General features: G+C 72.4%; 19 protein-coding genes. 11 read left to right on the forward strand and 8 right to left on the reverse strand.

The genetic code is table 11. The features are described 5' to 3' along the window. Positions 1 to 87: 87 nt before the first annotated feature. From A4R43_RS41950 to A4R43_RS41970, 5 genes are all read right to left on the reverse strand, one after another. Positions 88 to 1137, reverse strand: a complete 1050-nt coding sequence (locus A4R43_RS41950) for a quinone-dependent dihydroorotate dehydrogenase (RefSeq protein WP_113697161.1) — start codon at positions 1135 to 1137, stop codon at positions 88 to 90. Positions 1138 to 1139: 2 nt separating this feature from the next. After that, complete coding sequence (locus tag A4R43_RS41955; RefSeq protein WP_113697162.1) at positions 1140 to 1709, reverse strand: GNAT family N-acetyltransferase; 570 nt, start codon at positions 1707 to 1709, stop codon at positions 1140 to 1142. 284 nt (positions 1710 to 1993) lie between these two features. After that, positions 1994 to 3064, reverse strand: a complete 1071-nt coding sequence (gene add, locus A4R43_RS41960) for an adenosine deaminase (RefSeq protein ID WP_113697163.1) — start codon at positions 3062 to 3064, stop codon at positions 1994 to 1996. 156 nt (positions 3065 to 3220) lie between these two features. After that, positions 3221 to 4024 (reverse strand): DNA-formamidopyrimidine glycosylase family protein, encoded by an 804-nt coding sequence (locus A4R43_RS41965; protein WP_113697164.1) that lies wholly within the window; start codon positions 4022 to 4024, stop codon positions 3221 to 3223. Next, entirely contained in the window at positions 4025 to 4924 is a 900-nt protein-coding gene (locus A4R43_RS41970) for a ParA family protein (protein ID WP_113697165.1), read from the reverse strand. A gap of 43 nt (positions 4925 to 4967) precedes the next feature. On the opposite strand from A4R43_RS41970, the gene A4R43_RS41975 reads away from it, so the two are divergent. The 3 genes from A4R43_RS41975 (at position 4968) to A4R43_RS41985 (ending at position 7622) form a co-directional block, all read left to right on the forward strand. Then, complete coding sequence (locus A4R43_RS41975) at positions 4968 to 5717, forward strand: methyltransferase domain-containing protein (RefSeq protein ID WP_113697166.1); 750 nt, start codon at positions 4968 to 4970, stop codon at positions 5715 to 5717. Between the two features lie 21 nt (positions 5718 to 5738). After that, the gene (gene dinB, locus A4R43_RS41980; RefSeq protein ID WP_113697167.1) at positions 5739 to 7007 is read left to right on the forward strand and encodes a DNA polymerase IV; all 1269 of its coding nucleotides are present in this window, start codon (positions 5739 to 5741) and stop codon (positions 7005 to 7007) included. 210 nt (positions 7008 to 7217) lie between these two features. Next, positions 7218 to 7622 (forward strand): DUF3040 domain-containing protein, encoded by a 405-nt coding sequence (locus A4R43_RS41985; RefSeq protein ID WP_113697168.1) that lies wholly within the window; start codon positions 7218 to 7220, stop codon positions 7620 to 7622. 187 nt (positions 7623 to 7809) lie between these two features. Here A4R43_RS41985 and A4R43_RS41990 read toward each other — a convergent pair whose 3' ends face one another. From A4R43_RS41990 to A4R43_RS42000, 3 genes are read right to left on the reverse strand one after another with little or no spacing between them, the layout of a single operon-like run. Continuing rightward, positions 7810 to 10356 (reverse strand): transglutaminase TgpA family protein, encoded by a 2547-nt coding sequence (locus A4R43_RS41990; protein WP_236808637.1) that lies wholly within the window; start codon positions 10354 to 10356, stop codon positions 7810 to 7812. Continuing rightward, positions 10353 to 11627, reverse strand: a complete 1275-nt coding sequence (locus tag A4R43_RS41995; protein ID WP_113697169.1) for a DUF58 domain-containing protein — start codon at positions 11625 to 11627, stop codon at positions 10353 to 10355. Before A4R43_RS41995 ends, A4R43_RS41990 begins: the two co-directional genes overlap by 4 nt. Positions 11628 to 11634: 7 nt before the next feature. Further along, a complete protein-coding gene (locus tag A4R43_RS42000) occupies positions 11635 to 12726 on the reverse strand; it encodes an AAA family ATPase (RefSeq protein ID WP_205215184.1) in 1092 nt (363 codons plus the stop codon). 272 nt (positions 12727 to 12998) lie between these two features. Here A4R43_RS42000 and A4R43_RS42005 point away from each other — a divergent pair, with 272 nt between their 5' ends. From A4R43_RS42005 to A4R43_RS42040, 8 genes are all read left to right on the forward strand, one after another. After that, complete coding sequence (locus A4R43_RS42005) at positions 12999 to 13358, forward strand: hypothetical protein (RefSeq protein WP_113697170.1); 360 nt, start codon at positions 12999 to 13001, stop codon at positions 13356 to 13358. Positions 13359 to 13363: 5 nt separating this feature from the next. Further along, complete coding sequence (locus tag A4R43_RS42010) at positions 13364 to 13903, forward strand: DUF3558 family protein (RefSeq protein WP_113698249.1); 540 nt, start codon at positions 13364 to 13366, stop codon at positions 13901 to 13903. A 35-nt stretch (positions 13904 to 13938) separates the two neighbouring features. After that, positions 13939 to 14505 (forward strand): PE-PGRS family protein, encoded by a 567-nt coding sequence (locus A4R43_RS42015; RefSeq protein WP_113697171.1) that lies wholly within the window; start codon positions 13939 to 13941, stop codon positions 14503 to 14505. A gap of 7 nt (positions 14506 to 14512) precedes the next feature. Further along, the gene (locus tag A4R43_RS42020) at positions 14513 to 15259 is read left to right on the forward strand and encodes an ESX secretion-associated protein EspG (protein ID WP_113697172.1); all 747 of its coding nucleotides are present in this window, start codon (positions 14513 to 14515) and stop codon (positions 15257 to 15259) included. Positions 15260 to 15788: 529 nt separating this feature from the next. Continuing rightward, positions 15789 to 16220 (forward strand): division/cell wall cluster transcriptional repressor MraZ, encoded by a 432-nt coding sequence (gene mraZ, locus A4R43_RS42025; RefSeq protein ID WP_113697173.1) that lies wholly within the window; start codon positions 15789 to 15791, stop codon positions 16218 to 16220. Between the two features lie 79 nt (positions 16221 to 16299). After that, entirely contained in the window at positions 16300 to 17379 is a 1080-nt protein-coding gene (gene rsmH / locus A4R43_RS42030; protein WP_113697174.1) for a 16S rRNA (cytosine(1402)-N(4))-methyltransferase RsmH, read from the forward strand. Continuing rightward, entirely contained in the window at positions 17376 to 18071 is a 696-nt protein-coding gene (gene ftsL, locus A4R43_RS42035) for a cell division protein FtsL (protein WP_236808642.1), read from the forward strand. The genes rsmH and ftsL overlap by 4 nt, the downstream gene beginning before the upstream one ends. 1 nt (position 18072) lies before the next feature. Further along, the gene (locus A4R43_RS42040) at positions 18073 to 20055 is read left to right on the forward strand and encodes a peptidoglycan D,D-transpeptidase FtsI family protein (RefSeq protein ID WP_113697175.1); all 1983 of its coding nucleotides are present in this window, start codon (positions 18073 to 18075) and stop codon (positions 20053 to 20055) included. The last annotated feature ends 17 nt before the right edge of the window (positions 20056 to 20072 follow it).

Here is a 20072-nt window from a genome sequence, read left to right on the forward strand (position 1 = left end):
CGATGTCACGAATGTGGCTTTCGAGACGTTTGGCGTCTCGAAAGCCACATTCGTGACATGCGCTCCGGGCTCGCGTGGCCGGGAACGTCAGCGGTCGGACAGGCCCCGGTGGACGCGGCGCAGCAGGCCGGGGCCGTGCAGGGCGAAGCCGGTGTAGAGCTGGATCAGGCTCGCACCGGCGTCCAGCATGCGGGCGGCGTCGTCACCGCACATGATGCCGCCGACGCCGATGATCGGCAGCCTGCCGCCGGACTCCTTGTGCACGAAGGCGACCACCTCGCGGGCGCGAGTGGTGAGCGGGCGGCCGGACAGCCCGCCCGCCTGCTCGGCGATGCCCGCCTCGGCACCGATGACGCCCTCGCGGCTGAGCGTGGTGTTCGTGGCGATCAGGCCGGAGACGGCGTGTTCCTCGCACACCTCGATCAGCTCGGCGAGCGCTTCGTCGGTGAGGTCGGGCGCGACCTTGACCAGCAGCGGGGTGGCCAGCTTGCCCGCCTTCGCGGCGAGCGAGGCCGAGGTGGCCTGCAACTCGTTGAGCAGTTCGCTCAGCGCACCGCGGTCCTGGAGGCTGCGCAGACCGGGTGTGTTGGGGGAGCTGACGTTCACCGCGAAGTAGTCCGCGTGCGGGTACAGCAGCCGCAGCGACTCCTGGTAGTCGGCCACCGCCTCGTCCAGCGGCGCCGCCTTCGACTTGCCGATGCTCACGCCCAGCGGCACGGGTGGCTTGCCGGTCCGCTCCAGCCGTTCGGCCAGCGCGGCCGCACCCGCGTTGTTGAAGCCCATCCGGTTGATCACCGCGTCGCTGCCGGGCAGGGCGAACAACCGCGGCCGCGGATTGCCCGGCTGCGGCAGCCGGGTCACCGTGCCGACCTCGACAAAACCGAAGCCGAGCGCGGGCCAGGCCCGCAGCGCGCGCCCGTCCTTGTCCATGCCGGCGGCCAGGCCGACCGGGTTCGGGAACCGGACGCCGAACACCTTCACCGGCCGCTCGGCACCGTAGACGCGGTGCAGCGCACGCAGGGCGGGTTCGGCCGCGGCGAGCCTGCCGAGCGCGGTCACGGTGCGTTCGTGCACCAGCTCGGCGTCGTTCTTGCTCAGGCGGTAGAGCGCGGGGCGGACCAGGTTGTCGAAGAGCACGGCTACATGGTGCCGCACCGGCTCTTCCACTCGTCCTCGAGCATGGCGTAGACGAACTCGTCGCCCCATTCGCCCTTGAACACCTCGGCCTCGCGCAGGTGGGCCTCACGGCGCATGCCGAGGCGCTCCATCAGGCCCCAGGAGGCGGTGTTGCGCGCGTCACACCGGCCGCAGATGCGGTGCAGGCCCAGTTCCTCGAAGCCGAGGCGGAGCAGCTCGGTCGCCGACTCCCTGGCGTAGCCCCTGCCCTGGTGGTCGGGGTGGAAGACAAAGCCGAACTCGCCCTGCCGGTGCGCCCGGCTGAGCCACTGCAGGTTGAGGTCGCCGATCAGCTGCCCGGTTTCGGCGAGTTCGACGGCCACCGCGAGGAACTCGCCTTCGCGGTCCAGCGTCGAGTTGCGGATGCGGGTTTCCAGCGCCAACGCGGATTCCTCGCGGGTACGCGGTTCCCAGTAGAGGAAGCGGGCCACCTCGGGCCGCGACTGGAAGTCGTTCAGCTCGTCGAGGTCGGCGGGGGTGAACGCCCGCAGGATCAGGCGCGCCGTCCGGATCGGATAGGCGGGTCGGAGCAAGGTTCCCCAGCTTCGGTGGTGGTGTTGGGTTTCCCCGGTGCGCCTCCCGCACGCCGTCAAACGCGCGGGCCCGAGCCGGACCGTTTCTCGGGAGCACCGGGGAACCGGTGACTGCCTGGTATTCGCTGGCAGGCAACAAAACGAAGCAGGGTACGAGCCGACAGGTGGCCGGAGTCGCCTGCTTGGTCAGTCCAATCGTTCTGCTGTCCGCTAGCGGACAGTCACCTCACGAGTCCTGTTGATATTCAACTTCGGACCACCTCCCTTCTCGTGTACTGCCCACGCTAGGCAAGTTCCCGCTGTCCGGCAACAAGATTTCGTTCACCCGGTGCGGGCACGGCGGCGATCTCGGCGAGCAGTGCGGCCTTGGCTTCGTCACCGAGGAACGAATGCTCCACGGAGTTCGCCGCCAGGCGGGCGATTTCGGCCGGTCGCAGGCCCAGCGTTTCCGCCACCGCCAGGTATTCGCCGGTGAGCGTGGCCCCGAACATGGGCGGGTCGTCGGTGTTGAGCGTCACCACCACACCGTGGTCGAGCAGGCGCCGCACGGGATGCGCTTCGATGCCGGGCACCTGGCCGGTGCGCACGTTCGAGGTGGGACAGACCTCCAGCGGGATGCGGTGCTCGGCCAGGTACGCCAGCAGGGCCGGGTCGGTCGCGGCGCTGGTGCCGTGCCCGATCCGCTCGGCGCCGAGGTCGTGCACGGCCGACCAGATGGTCGCCGGGCCGGTGGTCTCCCCGGCGTGCGGCACGCTGTGCAACCCGGCTTCGCGCGCGGCGGTGAAGAACGGGGCGAACTGCGCGCGCCCGACGCCGATCTCCGGCCCGCCGAGGCCGAAGCCGACCAGGCCCTCCGGCCGTTCGCGCAACGCGAACACCAGGGTTTCCCTACCGGCCTTGACGCCCTTCTCGCCGGGGATGTCGAAGCACCAGGCCAGTTCCACGCCGTGCTCGGCCGCCGCGATGGCCCGGCCCTCGGTGAGACCGGCGAGCAGTTCGTCGCCCGGCATGCCGTCGAGGAGGTGGTTGTACGGGGTGACGGTCACCTCGGCGTAGCGGGCGTTCTGGCGGGCGAGGTCGGCGGCGAGGCCGGTCACCAGCGTGCGGACGTCCTCGCGGCCCTTGACCATCGACTGGACGGCCCAGAACACGCGGAGGAAGTGGTCGAAGTCGCGGAAGCGGAAGAATTCCGCCAGTTCCGCGCGTTCGGCGGGTACCCCGGCTTCGGGGTGGCGGCGGGCGAGGGCGAGCACGGTGTCGAGGCCGGCCGAGCCGACCAGGTGCACGTGGAGTTCGGCTTTGGGCAGGGCCTGGACGAAGGCGCGCAGATCCGCGCCCGATGCGTTCGCGGGCATGGTGAAGCTCCCTGTTCTGCTTCCAGGAGTGGGAAAGGTGACGGAAGGACCGGCGGGCGATCAGGGAGCGAGATCGCCGCGTTCGGTGTCCGCGCCGTAGAGCGGCAGCTTGAACGACGTCACCCGGCCGAGTCTAGCCGCTGGACGGGCCGCGGCCTAGCCGCTGGGAGCGGGACCGTGCTGGCAGCGGGGACAGTACCAGGTCGGCCGCCGCTGCACGTCGTGGCCCTGCGTGGCCACCAGTACCCGCCCACCGCACCGGAAGCAGCCCTGCCGCGTGCGTTCGTAGACCCAGTTCCGGCGCCCGCGCGCGAGTTCGCCGGTGGTGCTCTGCTCGTGGCGCCAGGCGTTGGCGAGCAGCAGCTTGCGGGCCAGCGCCACCACGCTCGCTGTGTCCACTTCGGACACCGGCGTCCACGGGGTGACCCGCAGCAGGTGGCAGATCTCGACCTTGTACAGGTTGCCCACCCCGGCCATCACGCGCTGGTCGAGCAGGGCGAGGCCGAGTTCGCGGCCCGGGTCGGCGGCCAGGTTCGCTGCCGCGCGCTTCGCGTGCTCCTCTGTCCACAGAGGATCGAGCAGATCCGGTCCGAGGTGCCCGACCAGCCGTGATTCGTCTTCGGTGGCAAGGAGTTCGAGGTCGTGCAGGCGGAAGCCGATCACCAGCGCGGTGGCGTTCTCGAACACCGCGCGGGCGTGGTGCGCGGGCATCGGCCAGCGCGCGCCGGGCCGCAGGATCCGCCACGAGCCGTCCATCTTCAGGTGGTTGTGCAGGCTCAGGTCACCGGAGAAGCGCAGGAACAGGTGCTTGCCCGCGGTGCGCACACCGACCACGGACCGGCCGGTCAGGTCCACTGTGGCCAGTCGTGGGTGGCGGAGGTCGGCACGCAGCAGCTCCCGTCCGGCGAGTGCCTTCTCCACCCGCTTGCCGGCCAGGAAGACCGTGTCGCCCTCGGGCACCTAACGGCCCTTGCCCGGCCCCACCCGGGGGATCTCCCCGGTGGTCTCGGTGACGTCGAGCGTGCCGGTGGCGGGTGGCTCGTCCTCGGCCTCCCACGCCGCGCGGTGCCGCCCGGCGCGGCTCGACCGCAGGATCTTGGCCAGCACCATGTTGAAGGTCAGCGCGATCTCCTGGGCGCCGGGCGAGTTCCACTCGTGGATCGGCACGCACGCGCCCTGCGCCTGCTGGATGGCCAGCCGGTCGGGAATGGCCGTCGGCATCACCAGCGAGCCGAAGGACTCACGCAGCTCGGCGATCCGGAACTGGTGCTCGTGCGAGCGCACCCGCAGCTTGTTCACCAGCACACCGACCGGGCGCAGGCCGGGGTTCATCCGGTCGCGGATCTCCTCGATCGCGTCGAGCGCGCGCTCGGCACCGGCGACGGCGTACATCGTCGGCTCGGTCACCAGCAGCGCGCTGTCCGCGGCCACCAGCGCCGACTTGGTCAGCCTGCCCAGCGACGGCGGGCAGTCCAGGATCACCAGCTCGTACGGGTCGCCGCGCAGGGGCTCGCGGTGCAGCTCGTCGAGCGCGCGCGAGAGGTTCTCCAGCCGCCGGTTCTCCGGGCCGGGCTCGTTGAGCTGCTCGAGGTCCTCCGAGCCGACCAGCACGTCGAGCTGGTCGTTCCAGACGCTCGGCGCGATGGCCCGCTCCAGCATCGCCCGGTGCGGGGTCTCCAGCACCTCGGCGAGCGTCGCGTCGGTCAGCGGCGGGTCCAGCGACGCGGTGGCGTTGCCCTGGGGGTCCAGGTCGGCCACCAGCGTGCGGGATCCCCTACGGAGCGCGGCCGAGGCGATACCCAGCGCGACGGTGGTCTTGCCGACCCCACCCTTGAGGCTCAGTACGGCGACGGTGTGCACGCCACGCAGCCTACGGGCGAAGCCACCACTACGCTGTGGCCCCATGCGAACGGACACCGCGGCGGCCCGCGGCCCGGCGGCGGTCCGCCGGGTGCTGGAATCGGAGCTCGCCCAGGCACGGGAACGCGGCTCGGCCGAGCCGCACGTCGTCGACGTGGGCGGCGGCAGCGGCGTGTGGGCCGTGCCGTTCGCCTCCGCCGGCTGCCGGGTGACCGTGGTCGAGCCCAATCCGAACGCGCTGGCCACGCTGCGCAGGCGCGCCGAGGAGGAGGGCGTCGCCGGGCGGATCACCGTGGTCGCCGACGACTCCGACGCGCTCGGCAGGCACGTCGGCACCGGATCGGCCGACCTGGTGCTCGCGCACGGCCTGCTGGAAGTGGTGGACGACCCGGCGGCGGTGGTGGCGGCGCTGGCCGAGGCGGTCGCGCCCGGTGGCGCCGTCTCGGTGCTCGCGGCCAACCGCAACGCCGCCGTGCTGCACCGCGCGCTGGCGGGACGGCTCGCCGAAGCCCGCCGCCTGCTGCTGATCCCCGAAGGTGTGCTGCCCGAGGAGCGCGACACGCTGCTGCGCCGGTTCGACAGCGAGGCGCTGACCGGGCTGCTGGTGGCCGGTGGGCTGGAGGTCGGCCTGCTGCAGGGGGACGGTGTGGTCGCCGACGCGGTGGTGCCCGACGGCGTGCTGGCCACCGACGAGGACCTGGTCGAGTTCGAGACGGTCGCCTCGGCCACCGCTCCGCTGCGCGAGATCGCCAGCAGGCTGCATGCGCTGGCGCGCCGTCCGGAACTGTCGTAGGTACCCGCTAGCCTCGGTCGCATGGGGAGGAACACCGGGCTGCCCGCCGACTTCGCCCGGTTCAAGGTCACGGCCGAGGCGGAGGCCGCCGGGCCGGGTGCCGATGGCTGGCCCGCCGACGAGGGCTGCGCGTTCCTGCACGTGGACATGGACGCCTTCTTCGCCGCGGTCGAGCTGCGCACGCGCCCGGAGCTGGTGCACCGGCCGGTGGTGATCGCCGGGGCCGGGCCGCGCTCGGTGGTGCTCTCGGCGAACTACCCGGCGCGCAAGTTCGGCGTGCGCTCGGCGATGCCGGTCGGCGCGGCGAAGCGGCTCTGCCCGCACGCGGTGTACCTGCCGCCGACCCGCGGGCTGTACAGCGAGGTGTCCGCGGGCGTGATGGCCATTTTCGCGGAGCTGACGCCGCTGGTGGAGCCGCTGAGCCTGGACGAGGCCTTCCTGGACGTCAGCGGCGCGCTGAAGCGGCTGGGCACCACGCCGGCGGGCATCGGCGCGATCATCCGGCGGCGGGTCGCGCGGGAGCACGGCATCACCTGCTCGGTGGGGGTGGCCGGGGCGAAGTTCGTGGCGAAGCTGGCCTCGGGCATGGCCAAGCCGGACGGCATGATCGTGGTGCCGGTGGCCGACACGCTGGCGTTCCTGCACCCGCTGCCGGTGTCCGCGCTGTGGGGCGTCGGCAAGCGCACCGAGGAACAACTGCGGCGGCTCGGCCTGGCCACCATCGCGGACGTGGCGAACGTGCCGCCCGCGCGGCTGCGGCGGGCCGTCGGGAACGCCGTCGGCGACCACCTGTACGCGCTGGCGCACGGGCACGACAACCGGGTCGTGGAGCCGGACAGCGCGGAGAAGTCCCTCGGCGCCGAGGTCACCTTCGACGTGGACGAGTTCGACCGGGGGAAGCTGGCGCGGGAGCTGCTGCGGTTGTCCGAGCGGACGGCGGCGAGCCTGCGCGGGCGCGGGCTGCGCGGGCGCACGGTGTCGATCAAGGTGCGGTACGCCGACTTCAAGACGGTGACCAGGGCCCGCACCCTGGTCACCGCGACCGATGTGGCGCATGCCATCCACGCCACCGCGGTGAGCTTGCTGACGGAACTGGGGCAGGGCGGCGCGGTTCGCCTGATCGGGGTGCGCGTGGAGGGACTCGAGGACGCGGACGCGGCCGAGCAGCTGACCTTCGAGACCGGCGCGCCGCGCTGGCGGGACGCCGAGGTCGCGGCCGACGTGGCGCGCTCCAAGTTCGGCTCCGCGGCGGTGCGCCCCGCCTCGCTGCTGTCCAGCCACGAAGAGTGAACAGGGGTGGATTCCGGGGGTTCAGCCGGGGTTCGCATACTCGTTGCGGGTGGTTCCCGGCAATTCGTTCAGTGCTTGATACGGGATCGGGTAGTCGTTCGCGCGCCGGACTCGTATCCTGGAGTGCAGACACCCCAAACGGGGTGAAGTTGGGTCCACATACTGTTGCGCGGCCCGGCGCCCGCGACAAGCTGTGCCGGAGGAGGAAAGATGCCACTCTCCGAGCATGAGCAGCGGCTGCTCGACCAGATCGAGCGCGAGCTCTATGCCGAGGACCCCAAGTTCGCATCCACGGTGCGTGGCACCAGGCTGCGCCGACCCGCCCGTCGCCGGCGCTTGCAGGGTGTCGCCCTGTTCGTCGTCGGGGTCGCGCTATTGGTGCTGGGCGTGGTGGTGCCGTTCCGGGTCGCCGAGATCCCGCTGATCAGCGTGCTCGGTTTCCTGGTGATGTTCTTTGGGGTCCTGCTCGCCGTGACTTCGTTGCGGCAGCAACCAGAGGGTGAAGGATCGGAGGGCGAGCAGGCGGGTTCCTCACGCGGGCGGCCGCAGGCGCGCAAGAGCTCGTTCACACAGCGGATGGAGGAGCGCTTCCGCCAGCGTTTCGAAGACCAGTAGCGAGTTTTCTCCCGGTGCACAACTGAACAAGCCAGACCAGGAGTGGGGCATCGCCGGCAACGGCCATGCCCCACTGCTCGTTCGCGCGCACCGCCCCAGCTCACCTCCTGGCCCTTATCGAACCAGCCCGGCGCGGGCCACCACATCTCCTGCCTTGCTGAGCCCGGCCGGGTGAGCGGGCTGGGCGTCAGCGGCGGCGGAACAGGGAGCGCGGGAAGAGGCGTCCCCGCCACGACATGGGGGAGTTGCGCGTCAGGCTGGACCGCACCTCGTCGAAGGCCGGGGCGAAGCGCGGGTCGTTGTCCGCGCCGCCGCCGTACCAGGACCGCTCCACCACGCCGACCACGGTGCGCAGCCCGCCCTTGCCCTCCTCGTCGAGGCGGTGGCGCTGGGCGATCTTCTGCGCGGTGGTCCGCACGGTGTCGCTGGCTTCCACCGGCACCCCGCGGTCCCGGCATTCGTCCAGCAGCTCCCGCCAGGCCGCGTTCGCGGCGTCCGGGCCACTGGCCCCGATCACCTGCAACCGCTTCCGCCGCACCACTTCGCGCACCATCGACGGCCCGACCGCGATGATCAGCACGACCACCAGCGGCACCGCGAGCAGCGCCGTCCACAGCCACGCCATCAACCCGACCCCGGCGATGAACAACCCAGCCGCGATCAGCGGCAGCCAGCTCTCGGCAGCACCCGGCGGCACCGCGAGCTGCCGCGTCTGCTGAGCCTGTTGATCAGGTGGAGCGTCCGGTCTCGGCCGCCTCTGCTTCGCCCGGTCGACCCGGTGCCACAACACCCCGGCCACGGCCATGGCCCCGGCCAGTGCGGCGAGGGCCAGCCACAGCGCCCAGTCCGGGCCCTCGCCCGGTCGCTGCTCGTCCTGCGGCTGGTCCGGCAGGGGAGCGGCCTCGGCCGAGTTCGTCTCCTCGCCCGGCAGACGCGGCGGCGCGACCGAGGTCGACGTGCTCGGCCCGTTGGTCTCCGCCGGGTCCTGCTGGCTCTCGTCCGGCCGCAGGTACGGCGGGATGTAGCCGCGCGAGTCGGCCAGCGGTGTCGGGTCGAAGGTGACCCAGCCCAGCTCGCCGAAGTAGGCCTCGACCCAGGCGTGCGCGTCCTGCGAGGTGATCGACCGGTAGTCGGCCGTGGTGTAGCCGGGGGTGAACCCGATCGCCACCCGCGACGGGATGTTCAGCGTCCGCAGCATCACCGCCATCGCCGACGCGAACTGCTCGCAGTACCCGCGCTTGCCGTTGAGCAGGAAGTCCGCCAGCGCGTCCGAGTCAGCCGCCGCCGCGGTGCGGGTGTCGTAGGTGAACCCGTTCTGCGAGCTGAAGTAGTTCCAGACCGCGGTGGCCCGGTCGAAGTCGTTCGTCTGGCCGCGGGCCAGCCGCTGGCTCAGCTCGGCCACCCGCGGGTCCACGCCGTCCGCGCGCGTGTAGATCGGCGGGATCTGGTCCGCCTCGGTCTCGGCCGCGCGCAGCGCCTCCTTGGTCGGCACGCGCAGCGACGTGGTCAGCGAGTAGGGCGGCGACTGGCGCTTCGCCTCGCTGTACACCGCGCCGCTGACCGAGTCGTACTGCCAGCCGTCGGAGATGTTGCGCAGCGCGCGCGGCGAGCCGTACACCGGCAGCCAGACGTCGACCCAGTTGATCGGCTCGATCTGGACTTCCTTGGTCTCGCCGGTGCCGTCGTCGCCGGGCGCCAGCGGCAGGCTCGGCTGGTTCGCCGGCACGCCCGGCGGCATCCGCGGCTCGTCGGCGATCTTCCAGCCCTGGTTCGGCTCGAAGTAGTTCAGCGTGAACGCGCGCAGCATGCGGCGGTCACCGGGCGCGTTGAGCCCGCGCACCCGGAACAGCTCCACGTTCTGCCCCTGGTCGAGCAGGCCGCGCAGCTGGGTGAACGGGTTGATGCCGAGGCCGCCGCTGGGCGCGTTGCCCTCACCGGACGGCGAGTCGCCGGGGAAGCTGCCGACCGTGCCGATCGCGGTGATCGTGCCGCCGGCCACCAGGCCCAGCGTCAGCGCCACGGCGACCATCGCCACCGGCGCCGAGGCCGCCGACGGGGACACGCCGAGGCCGGGCGCGGTCCGGTTGCGCCAGCGGCGGTGCCGGTGGCTGCCGTCGACCGCGAGCAGCCCGGCGAAGGCCGCCGCGCCGAGCAGGAAGGTCCACCACGGCAGCATGCCGTCGGACAGCGAGGCCGGGACCGCGTACACGCACAGCAGCACCAGCCCGGTGGCCGCGGGCGCCGACGCCGCCACGGCGAGCGTGTCCACCAGCACCGCGACCAGGCCGATGGCGATGGTGACCAGGCACAGGATCGGCGGGGTCGGCTCCACCGGCGGCAGGCCCATCCGGATCTGCTCGGCCGACTCGATCAGCACCTCGCGCAGCTCCGACAACGCGGCCGGGCCGGGAATGATGCCGAGAATGCCGCTGCCGGTGAACACCCCGGTGATCAGGAACGCCAGCACCAGCAGCTGCGCCAGCCCGACCACCAGCGTCGGCGTGCGCAGCGAGCGCAGCGCGAGCCCGGTGCAGGCGATCAGCACCACCGCGACGATCAGGTAGCCGAACCAGGCCGCGCCGCCGACCACCCCGGTGATCGAGGTGGCCGCGCAGATGGTGGCCAGCCCGGCGGCGAGCGGGGCGAAGATCGAGCTGACCCACGGCGGGGCCGGGGGAGCGGGCCGTTCGGTGGGGGTGTGCGGGATCGGCGGGGCCGGTGGCGCGCTGGTCACAGCGGACCGCCGATCAGCGAGCCGCGGCGCGCGGTCGCCTGGCACAGCTCGGCCCAGACCTGCGGCATCGGGCTGGCCGGACCGGCCACCACCACGCCCCACCCGGCCGCGCGCAGCAGGCTCGCCGACTCCTCGGTGGCCGCCGCGCGGTGCTCCGGCGCGCTCACGCCGCCGGACCAGGCCGGGGTGTCGAGCAGCACGGCGAGGCTGCGGATGCCGCGCGGGCGGAAGCGGTTGAGTTCGTGCACCGCCTCGTTGCTCACGGTGCCGAGCACGGCGATCAGCTCCTGTCCTTCGGCCGGATCGCTGCCGGTGGTCACGTCGCGCTGGTGCGCGGGCTGCAGCCCGGCGAGCGCGTCGAGAATGAGGTGGTCGTGGTGGTCACCGCCGTCACCGGGGGCGTCGGCCAGGGTCTGGCCGTGCTCGGTGACCAGCCGGACGCGGTGCCCGGCGCGGCGCAGGTGCAGGCACACGCTGGCGACGAAGGACACCGCCCACTCCAGGCTCGCCGACGGGCCGGTGCCGTGGTGCGCGGCCGCGCGGTGGTCGAGCAGCACGGTGGTGCCGCCGCGCCACGGCCGCTCCTCGACGCGGACCATGATCTCGTCACGCCGGGCGGTCGAGCGCCAGTGCACCTTGCGCAGGTCGTCGCCCTGGCGGTACTGCCGGACGATCACGTCGGACTCGCCCTGCCCGGCGTGCAGCCGGACGTTGCCGTCGTCGCCGACGCCGATGCCCGCGCCCGACGGCAGCCCCCACAGGCTGACGAACCGGGGCACCACCACCAGCTTGGTGTGGCCGATCAGTTCGCGCTCGAACTCGCACAGCCCGAACGGGTCGGTCACCGTGGCGCGCAGCGGGCCGACCTGCTGGATGCCGCGCAGCATCGGCTGGATCGGGTACCGCAGCGCGACCGCCTGGTGCTGCGGCAGCCGTTCGACCACGAACCGGGGACGCCCGCCCAGCGAGTACGGCACGCCGTCCTCGAGGAGCACCTCGCCGGTCGGCAGCCGCCCGGTGCGCCACAGCTCCAGCTGCACCTCACCGGCGCCGCCGACCTGGACCCGGTCCGGGAACAGCTTGCGGGCCGCGCCGATGCGCACCTTGGCCGCCGAGATGAACCCGGCGACCAGCAGCGGCAGCGCGATCACGAAGATCGCCACGCGCAGCAGGTCGCGCTCGTTGAGCACGGTGGCGCAGACCGCGGCGGCCACGCCGGCGGCGAGCAGGCAGCGGCCGCGGGTGGTCAGGCCGGACAGCGAGCGCAGCATGACCGGGCTACCGGCGGCTCTGCCCGTTGGCCGCCGAACCGGCCTGCGGCACCGGCACCCGGCCGAGCACCGCGCGCACCACGTCGGTGGCCGAGCGGCGGGCGGCGTGTGCCTCGGTGGTCAGCACCAGCCGGTGCGCGAGCACCGGCACGGCCACCGCGTGCAGGTCGTCCGGGACCACGTACTCGCGGCCGGACAGCGCGGCCTGCGCGCGGGCGGCGCGGACCAGCTGCAGGGTGGCGCGCGGGGAGGCGCCGAGGCGGATCTCCGGCAGCTGGCGGGTGGCCGAGGCCAGCTCCACCGCGTACTGCCGGACCTCGGGTGCCATGTGGACCTTGCGGACCGCGCGGATCAGCCGGTGCACGGTCGCCGCGTCGGAGACCGGGCGCAGGTCGGCCAGCGGGTTGTGGCCGGCGTGCTCGTCGACCATGGCCAGCTCGGCCTGCGGGTCCGGGTAGCCGATCGACACGCGCGCGGTGAACCGGTCGCGCTGCGCCTCGGGCAGGGCGTAGGTGCCCTCCATCTCGATCGGGTTCTGCGTGGCGATCACCATGAACGGCTCTTCCAGCTCATAGGTGCTGGTGTCGACCGTGACCTGGTGCTCCTCCATGCACTCGAGCAGCGAGGACTGCGTCTTCGGCGAGGCGCGGTTGATCTCGTCGCCGACCACGATGTTCGCGAACACCGGGCCGGGGCGGAACTCGAAGCCGCCGGTCTGCCGGTTGTAGATGGACACCCCGGTGACGTCGCTGGGCAGCAGGTCGGGGGTGAACTGGATGCGGCTGACCGTGCAGTCGATGGACCGCGCCAGCGCCTTGGCCAGCGAGGTCTTCCCGACGCCCGGCACGTCCTCGACCAGCAGGTGGCCTTCGGCGAGCAGGGTGACCAGCGCGACGCGGACCACGTCCGGCTTGCCGACCAGCACCCGCTCCACGTTGGCCGCGATGCGGGCCGCCGTTTCGTGCAGTTCGCCGAGCGACGCGGAGCCGTGACCGTTGGCGACGCTGGTGCCACGCGCGCCCTGGCCCGCCGCCGAGGACTCGGCGGAGTAATAGGGCGTCTGGTCGCCGGGCACCGCGGACTGCGTTCTCGACGTCACTCGACCTCCTGGTGCCGACGCGCAAGCGTCTTGGAACAGCGGGCGGACGCGCCCGTGCGTGCGGTGTACCGGCCACCCGTTCAAGGGTCAGCCTCCCACGAAGTGTGTCAAACGTGAGCGAAACGGTGGTGACAACCCTGCGATCACACTGCGCTACCGGCGAGATTGGGCCATCCGGGTGAGTAACGCGCTGGTCCGCTGGGCGATGTCCTCACGCCGCGTTCTGTCGTATTCTGCTCAGCGGATTCGCCCGACTACGGAAGGTGCGGACAGTGCCGGAGGTCGAAACGAGGGACCGGACCACCGCCGGGGCAGCCGCCGCGTTCAGTGTGGCGCCGGAGCTGGCCGGTGACGCCTACGCGCGGTTGTCGGAGCTGCAGGACGTGGTCGGCGAGATGGTCCGCCACGCCAAGGTGCTCGGCAGGCAGGTCCCGCTCGGTGGCGGGTACGCCGACGAGGTCGGCCGGTTCATGGCCGAGTACGGCATCGGGCAGCAGGGCTCGGCGGTCGAGTCGCTGGTCGCCTTCGGCCGCGAGCTCGAGGACCTCAAGGCCACCCTCGCCGAGGCCATGGAGCGGTACTCCGATTCGGACGGCAAGGCCGCCGACGGCGTCGAATGCACCGGCGGCTGACCCGGATGACCCGAGTTCCCCGCCCGCTCCTCCTCCTTCCCGCGCTCGCGCTGCTGGCCGCCTGCGGCCAGGGCGAGCCGTCCGGCCAGGCCGCTTCCGGGGAAAACCCGCCCGCCCCGCCCACGGCCGCCGCCCCCACCAGTGCCGCGCCCGCTGGCCTCGACCCGTGCACGCTGCTGACTTCGGCCGAGCGGTCCACCGCCGGACTGACCTCGGTCGGCGAGCCGAAGGCGATCGGCTCCGCGCGCACCTGCGACTGGACCGAGCCCGGCACCTTCGGCCTGGCCATCTCGGTGGACGAGTCGAAGGGGCTCGCCGACCTCCGCACGGAGAAGAAGACCGCGCGACAGGTCAAGGTCGGGGCCCGCGAAGCCCTCAAGGTCGCCGACCCGAAGGCCGATGACGGAACCTGTGCGGTGTTGCTGGGCGCGGGGGAGTCGGCGAGCGTGCAGATCGACGTCAGCAACACGAACTTCACCGGTACCGAGGCCGCGTGCGCCCGCGCGGACAAGGTCGCCGGATTGGTGGAGCCCAAACTGCCCTGAGCCGCCACAGACCCCGGAGTACCTGGGAGCGTTCGATGCCTGAGCACAGTCCGCCCGTGTCCACCCGCCGCTACGAGGCCTACAGCCACCAGGCGTTGAAGGCCGAGGTCGAAGCGGGCAACGACCCGGGTGAGGCCGGGGTGATCGGCGGCCAGTGGGACGAGCTGGCCGGCCGGTTCCACGAGTCGGCCCAGGCGCTGACCGCGTTGCTGGAGCACAGCCGCGAGCACTGGTCCGGTGCGGGCGGCGAGGCGCTGCGCGGGGTGCTGACCCAGGCGGCGCGCTGGTCCGGCGAGGTGGCCGGGGTGTCCACTTCGGTCGGTGGCTCGGTGTCGGCGCAGGCGGAGATCGCGGCCAGGGCCAAGGCGGAGATGCCGGAGCCGGTCGAGTACGACCCGGCCGGCATGATCCGCGCGGCCGCGGCGAGCGGGAACCTGCTGGCGCTGGCCGGGCTGCCCGCGGCGATGGAGGAGACCAAGGCCGCCGCCGAAGCCGCCCGGCAGAAGGCGATCGACGTGCTGAACGCCAGGGACGCGGCCCTGCGGGACGCGATCCCGGTGCAGCAGTCGTTCACGCCACCGCCGCACCTGACCAGTCCATGAGGCCGGGGTGATCCGGGTTTCCGCCTCGGCCTTCGACGTGCTGTGGGCCGATCTCGGGCTGCCGCGCGCGCCCGAGGTGCTGGGGGTGCGCAGCGTCGGCACCACCGACGCCGAACGCGCCGAGATCAGGGCGTCGGTGTACGACAACCTCGCCGAGCGAGGGCTGTACGACCGGGTTGACGGCCTCGACGAGGCACTGGCCGACCGGCTGCGCACGCTGGCCACCGCGTCGGTGTACGTCGAGTGCGAGGCGCTGCTCGACATGACCTCGGACACCCCGTTCCGCGCGGTGGCCGCGGCGAAGGGGCGCCACGGTGTGCTGGCCACCCAGCCGAACCGGACGATCGGCCTGTCCGCCATCCGCGACGGTGAGCTGCTGCCGTCCATTGTGGAGCTGCTGCCCGCGCTGGAGCCGGGGCCGGGGTACGGGGTGAGCCTGCCCGCGGCCGCGCTCGCTGCCGACGTGGAGGACCCGGTGTTCCACGGCAACGGCCGCTCGGCGGGGCGCGAGCAGCAACTGCGCGAGGTACTGGCGATCCAGGCGCGGCCGATCTATGGCGCCGGGCAGTTCACCGTGCGGGTGCGCGATGGCGCCCACCCGCGGCGGACGGGCGGGCTGAGCTGGTTCTGGACCGATGTGGGCGCGTACCTGAGCACGCTGGAGCCGGGCCGGGGTGGGCAGGACTGGGTCACCGTCACCCCGGTCGACGGCCCCCGCCTCGTCCAACGCCTGGCAACCCTGCTCGAAAACTGACCCCTGGAACTTCCCCCGGAACGCCCCGGCTTCACCCGGCCTGCCGCCCGAGCGGCCGACCGAATTCGCCCGGCTTCCCGGGTCGCTCCCGGGTCGCCCGGCTTCTCTCGGCTTCCGCCCGGCCTGCCGCTCGAGTGGCTGCCCGGCTTCCCCTGGGGCAACCGGCTGCTGCCCCGGCCCCGGGCGATTCGCCCGGCGCCCCCCGTTTCCCCACCTCCCCCACGCGGCCCCACCGGTTCCCCCACCGTTCCCCACCCGCACGCCCCGGCGGCACCACGCGGAGACGCCTAGCGCCTGCCGTCGTTGCTTTCCACCCCCGACTTGGGGGATCTTCGCGGCCGCCCCCCACTGCGCCCCCACCTGGGCCCCACCGCTCTCACCTGCGGAAACGGTTGCACCAGGGGGTGATTGTGCGGTCAATTGCCGTTGACTGTGGTGAAAAGTGGGGTACGGTGGTGCCAAGTGGGGCGGAAGGGAGCCCCGTGGCCGATCCCCGCCTCGGCGGAGACCGGCGGGGAGGTGGCGTCCGATGTTCCTCGGTACCCACACCCCCAAGCTCGACGACAAAGGGCGGCTCACACTGCCCGCGAAGTTCCGCGACGCGCTGGCAGGTGGGCTGATGGTCACCAAGGGACAGGACCACTGCCTGTATGTCTTCCCGCGCGCCGAGTTCGAGCAGATGGCCCGCAAGGTCGCCGAAGCCCCGTTCACCAACGAGGCGGTGCGTGCCTACCAGCGCTACCTGTTCGCCGGGACCGACGAGCAACGCCCGGACGGGCAGGGGCGCATCACCATCGCGCCCGAGCTCCGCCGCTACTCGGGGCTCAACAAGGACTGCGTGGTGATCGGTGCGATCACCAGGCTGGAGATCTGGGACGCCCAGGCGTGGCAGGGCTACCTGGACGAACACGAGGACAGCTACGCGAAGGCACAGGAGGAAGTCTTGCCGGGCGTGTTCTGACACGCGGCCGCCGGCACCCACGCCGTCGGGGGGCGGGGGTCCCACCGGCCGCGAGGAAGTACGAGTTCCGGCTTCGCGGATGCCGTCAGGCCTCTGTCCGCTCAGTGGCCCTGGTGCACCTTCCCCGGCACCAGGTTCTCAGCGGGCGGGCGGAGACCTGGCGGCATCGGCGTTTTCCGCCGGTCGATCCAGGAAGGGGGTGGGTGTTGTGGCCGAGCACGTTCCGGTGCTGCTGGACCGGATCCTCGAGCTGTTCGCCCCCGTCCTCGGCAGGCCCGGCGCGGTGCTCGTCGACGCCACCCTCGGCCTCGGCGGGCACTCGGACGCCCTGCTCGCCGCGCACCCGGAACTCACGCTGGTCGGCCTCGACCGCGACCCGGCCGCGCTGGAGCGTTCCGCGGAACGCCTGCGCCGCCACGGCGACCGGGTGCACCTGGTGCACGCGGTCTACGACGAACTGCCCGACGCGCTGGCCGGGCTCGGCATGTCCACTGTGGACGGCCTGCTGTTCGACCTCGGCGTCTCCTCGATGCAGCTGGACCGCGACGAGCGCGGCTTCTCCTACGCCAGGGACGCCCCGCTGGACATGCGGATGGACCCGACCACCGGGCCGACCGCGGCCGACGTGCTGAACACCTATCCGCCGGGCGAACTGGTCCGGATCCTGCGCGAGTACGGCGAGGAGCGGTTCGCGCAGCGAATCGTCAAGGCCATCGTCGCCGCGCGGGAGAGCGAGCCGTTCGAGCGCAGCGGCAGGCTGGTCGAACTGCTCTACTCGGCGGTGCCCGCGGCGAGCAGGCGCACCGGCGGGCACCCGGCCAAGCGCACCTTCCAGGCGCTGCGGATCGAGGTCAACGGCGAGCTGGAGGTGCTGCGGCGGGCGATGCCCGCAGCGCTGGACGCGCTCGCGGTCGGCGGCCGGATCGTGGTCGAGAGCTACCAGTCGCTGGAGGACCGCCTGGTCAAGCAGGCACTGGCGGCGAAGGCGAAATCCCGCACCCCCGAAGGACTTCCGGTCGAGCTGCCCGGGCACGGGCCCGAGCTGCGACTGCTGACCCGGGGCGCGGAACAGGCGAACGAAGCGGAAATCGAGGCGAACCCGCGAGCGAGCTCGGTGCGGCTGAGAGCCGCGGAGCGGATCGGAGAGGCGGCAAAGTGACGGCACCCACGCGTTCCCGCACGCGCGCTCGCACCGAGCAGCGCGGTACCACCGGCCGCACCCGGACCTCGGCCGCCGAGCGCGCCTACGCCCGCCGGGCGCAGCGCGCCGCCGAAGCCGTGGCGCGCCCGGAGCCGAAGCCGGACGGCGCCACCTCGGCGGCCAAGGCGCTCCCGAAGCTGAAGCTCAAGCTGCGGCTGCCGCGCTCGCGCGCGTCCTTCGTGCTGCTGATGATGGGCTTGCTCGCGGTGGGCGTGGTCACCACGCTGTGGCTGTCCACCCAGGCCATCGCCGACAGCTACCGGCTCGACGAACTGCGCAAGGACAACGCGAGCCTGGTCGAGCAGGCCGAGCGGCTGCAGCGCGAGGTCACCAAGCAGGAGTCGACCTCTTCGCTGGACGAGCGCGCGAAGGCGCTCGGCATGGTGCCCGGTGGCGATCCGGCCCGGATCGTGGTCAATCCGGACGGCAGCATCACCGTGATCGGCGAGCCGAAGAAGGCCACGCCGCCCGCCGCGCCGGGAGCGAGTGACTCGGCCGAGCCGGAGAACGCCCCGGCCCCGGCGCCGGCGCTGGGCTCCGGCCAGCCGGACCCGTCGCTGCAGATGCCCGAAGCCGAGCGGCAGCAACAGGAACAACAGCAACAGCAGCAACAGCAGCAGGACCAGCAGAACGTGCCAGGAGGACAGTGAGATGACGGGCAGGCCGCGGCGGGGCCCGGTCCGGGTGGCCGGCACTCGGGCGCAGGCCAGGCGGACCAGCGCGCAGGCGGGGCACGGCTCGCGGACCACGCCGCACCGCACCTACTCGGCGACCGGGCTGCGCCGCGCCAACGGCAAGGCCGCCAACGGCAGCACGCGCAGCCGGTTCGCCTCGGTGCGGATCATCCTGGTGGTGCTGCTGTCCATCGCCGGTCTGCAGCTGGTGAAGGTGCAGGCGTTCGACGCCGAGGCGCTCTCGGCACGCGCCGAGCGCCAGCGCACCACGCCGATCGACATCCCGGCGCAGCGCGGGTCCATCATGGACCGCAACGGCACCAAGCTGGCGTTCAGCGTGGAGAACCGGACGCTGTCGGTGAACCTGCGGCTGATGCGCAAGACCTGGGACGAGTTCGCGCAGCAGCACCCGGAAAAGGGGCAGAACTTCGAGACGCGCTCCGCCGCCGCGGCCCGGTTCATCGCGCAGAAGCTGCCGGACAAGACCACCGAGGCCGAGCTGCTGGCCAAGTTCCGCAAGCCGGACAACTTCACCTTCCTGGTCGACGACGTGGAGCCCTCGATCGCCGAGGAGATCACCGACGGCGAGAACTTCCCGGAGATCAGCGTGGAGAAGCGTGCCAAGCGCGAGTACCCGGGCGGCACGCTGGCGGCGAACGTGGTCGGCGTGGCGAAGTGGCAGATGGAGGACCCGGACGTCTCCAAGCACAACCTGCACGGCCTGGCCGGGCTGGAGGCCACCTGGGACAACGAGCTGGCCGGCACGCCGGGCCGCCGCCTGGTGGACACCGAGCAGGGCGGCGACGTGGTCATCCCGGGCACCGAGCGCGACATCCAGCCCGCCACCGCCGGTTCGGACCTGGAGCTGACGCTGGACGCGGACCTGCAATACGACCTGCAGAGCAAGCTGTCCGACTACGTGGCCAAGAGCCGGGCCAAGGGCGGCAGCGCGGTGATCATGGACGCGAAGACCGGCGAGGTCTACGCACTGGCCAACGACCGCACGTACGACCCGAACGACCTGGCGAAGGCGACCCCGGACCAGATGAACAACCGGGCGGTCACCACGCCGTTCGAGCCGGGTTCGGTGAACAAGATCGTCACCGCGGTGGCCGCGATCGAGCACGGGATCGCCACCCCGGAGTCGGTGCTGCCGGTGCCCGGCGCGCTGCGCGTGGCCGACCACACCGTGCGCGACGCCTGGACGCACGGCACGCAGAACTTCACCACCGCGGGCATCTTCGGCAAGTCGTCGAACGTGGGCACGCTGCTGCTGGCGCAGAAGCTCGGCGAGGAGCCGTTCGCCGACATGCTCAAGAAGTTCGGTCTCGGCCAGCGCACCGGCATCGGCCTGCCGGGCGAGAGCCCGGGTTCGGTGCCGCCGCGCAACCAGTGGTCCGGCACCACCTTCGGCAACCTGCCGATCGGCCAGGGCCTGTCGATGACCGTGGTGCAGATGGCCGGGATGTACCAGGCCATCGCCAACGGCGGGCTGCGCGTGGAACCCAGGGTGGTCCGCGCGAAGGTCAATCCCGACGGCACGCGTGTCGAGCAGCCCGCGCCGAAGACCACCCAGGTGACCACCCCGGAGACGGCGAAGACGGTGCTCGACATGCTGCGGGCGACCGTGCAGAAGGGCAAGGGCCAGAACTCCGGCACCGCGCCCGCCGCGGCGCTGGAGGGCTACCAGATCTCCGGCAAGACGGGCACCGGCCAGCAGATCGACCCGAAGACCAAGGCCTACAGCGATTCGCTGTACAACATCACCTTCGCCGGGGTGCTGCCCGCGGACAACCCGCGCTTTGTGGTGGGCATCCATCTGGATGCGCCGGACACCACGCTGCCCGCCGGGCATTCGGCCGGTCCGCTGTTCCACGACGTCGCGTCGTACCTGGCGCAGCGCTACCAGCTGCCGCTGTCGAAGGAGCCGTCCCCGGTGGTCCCGCTGGTGCTGAGCTGACCGGTACGGTTCCGCCG

Source organism: Amycolatopsis albispora, from assembly GCF_003312875.1.
Classification (GTDB): domain Bacteria; phylum Actinomycetota; class Actinomycetes; order Mycobacteriales; family Pseudonocardiaceae; genus Amycolatopsis; species Amycolatopsis albispora.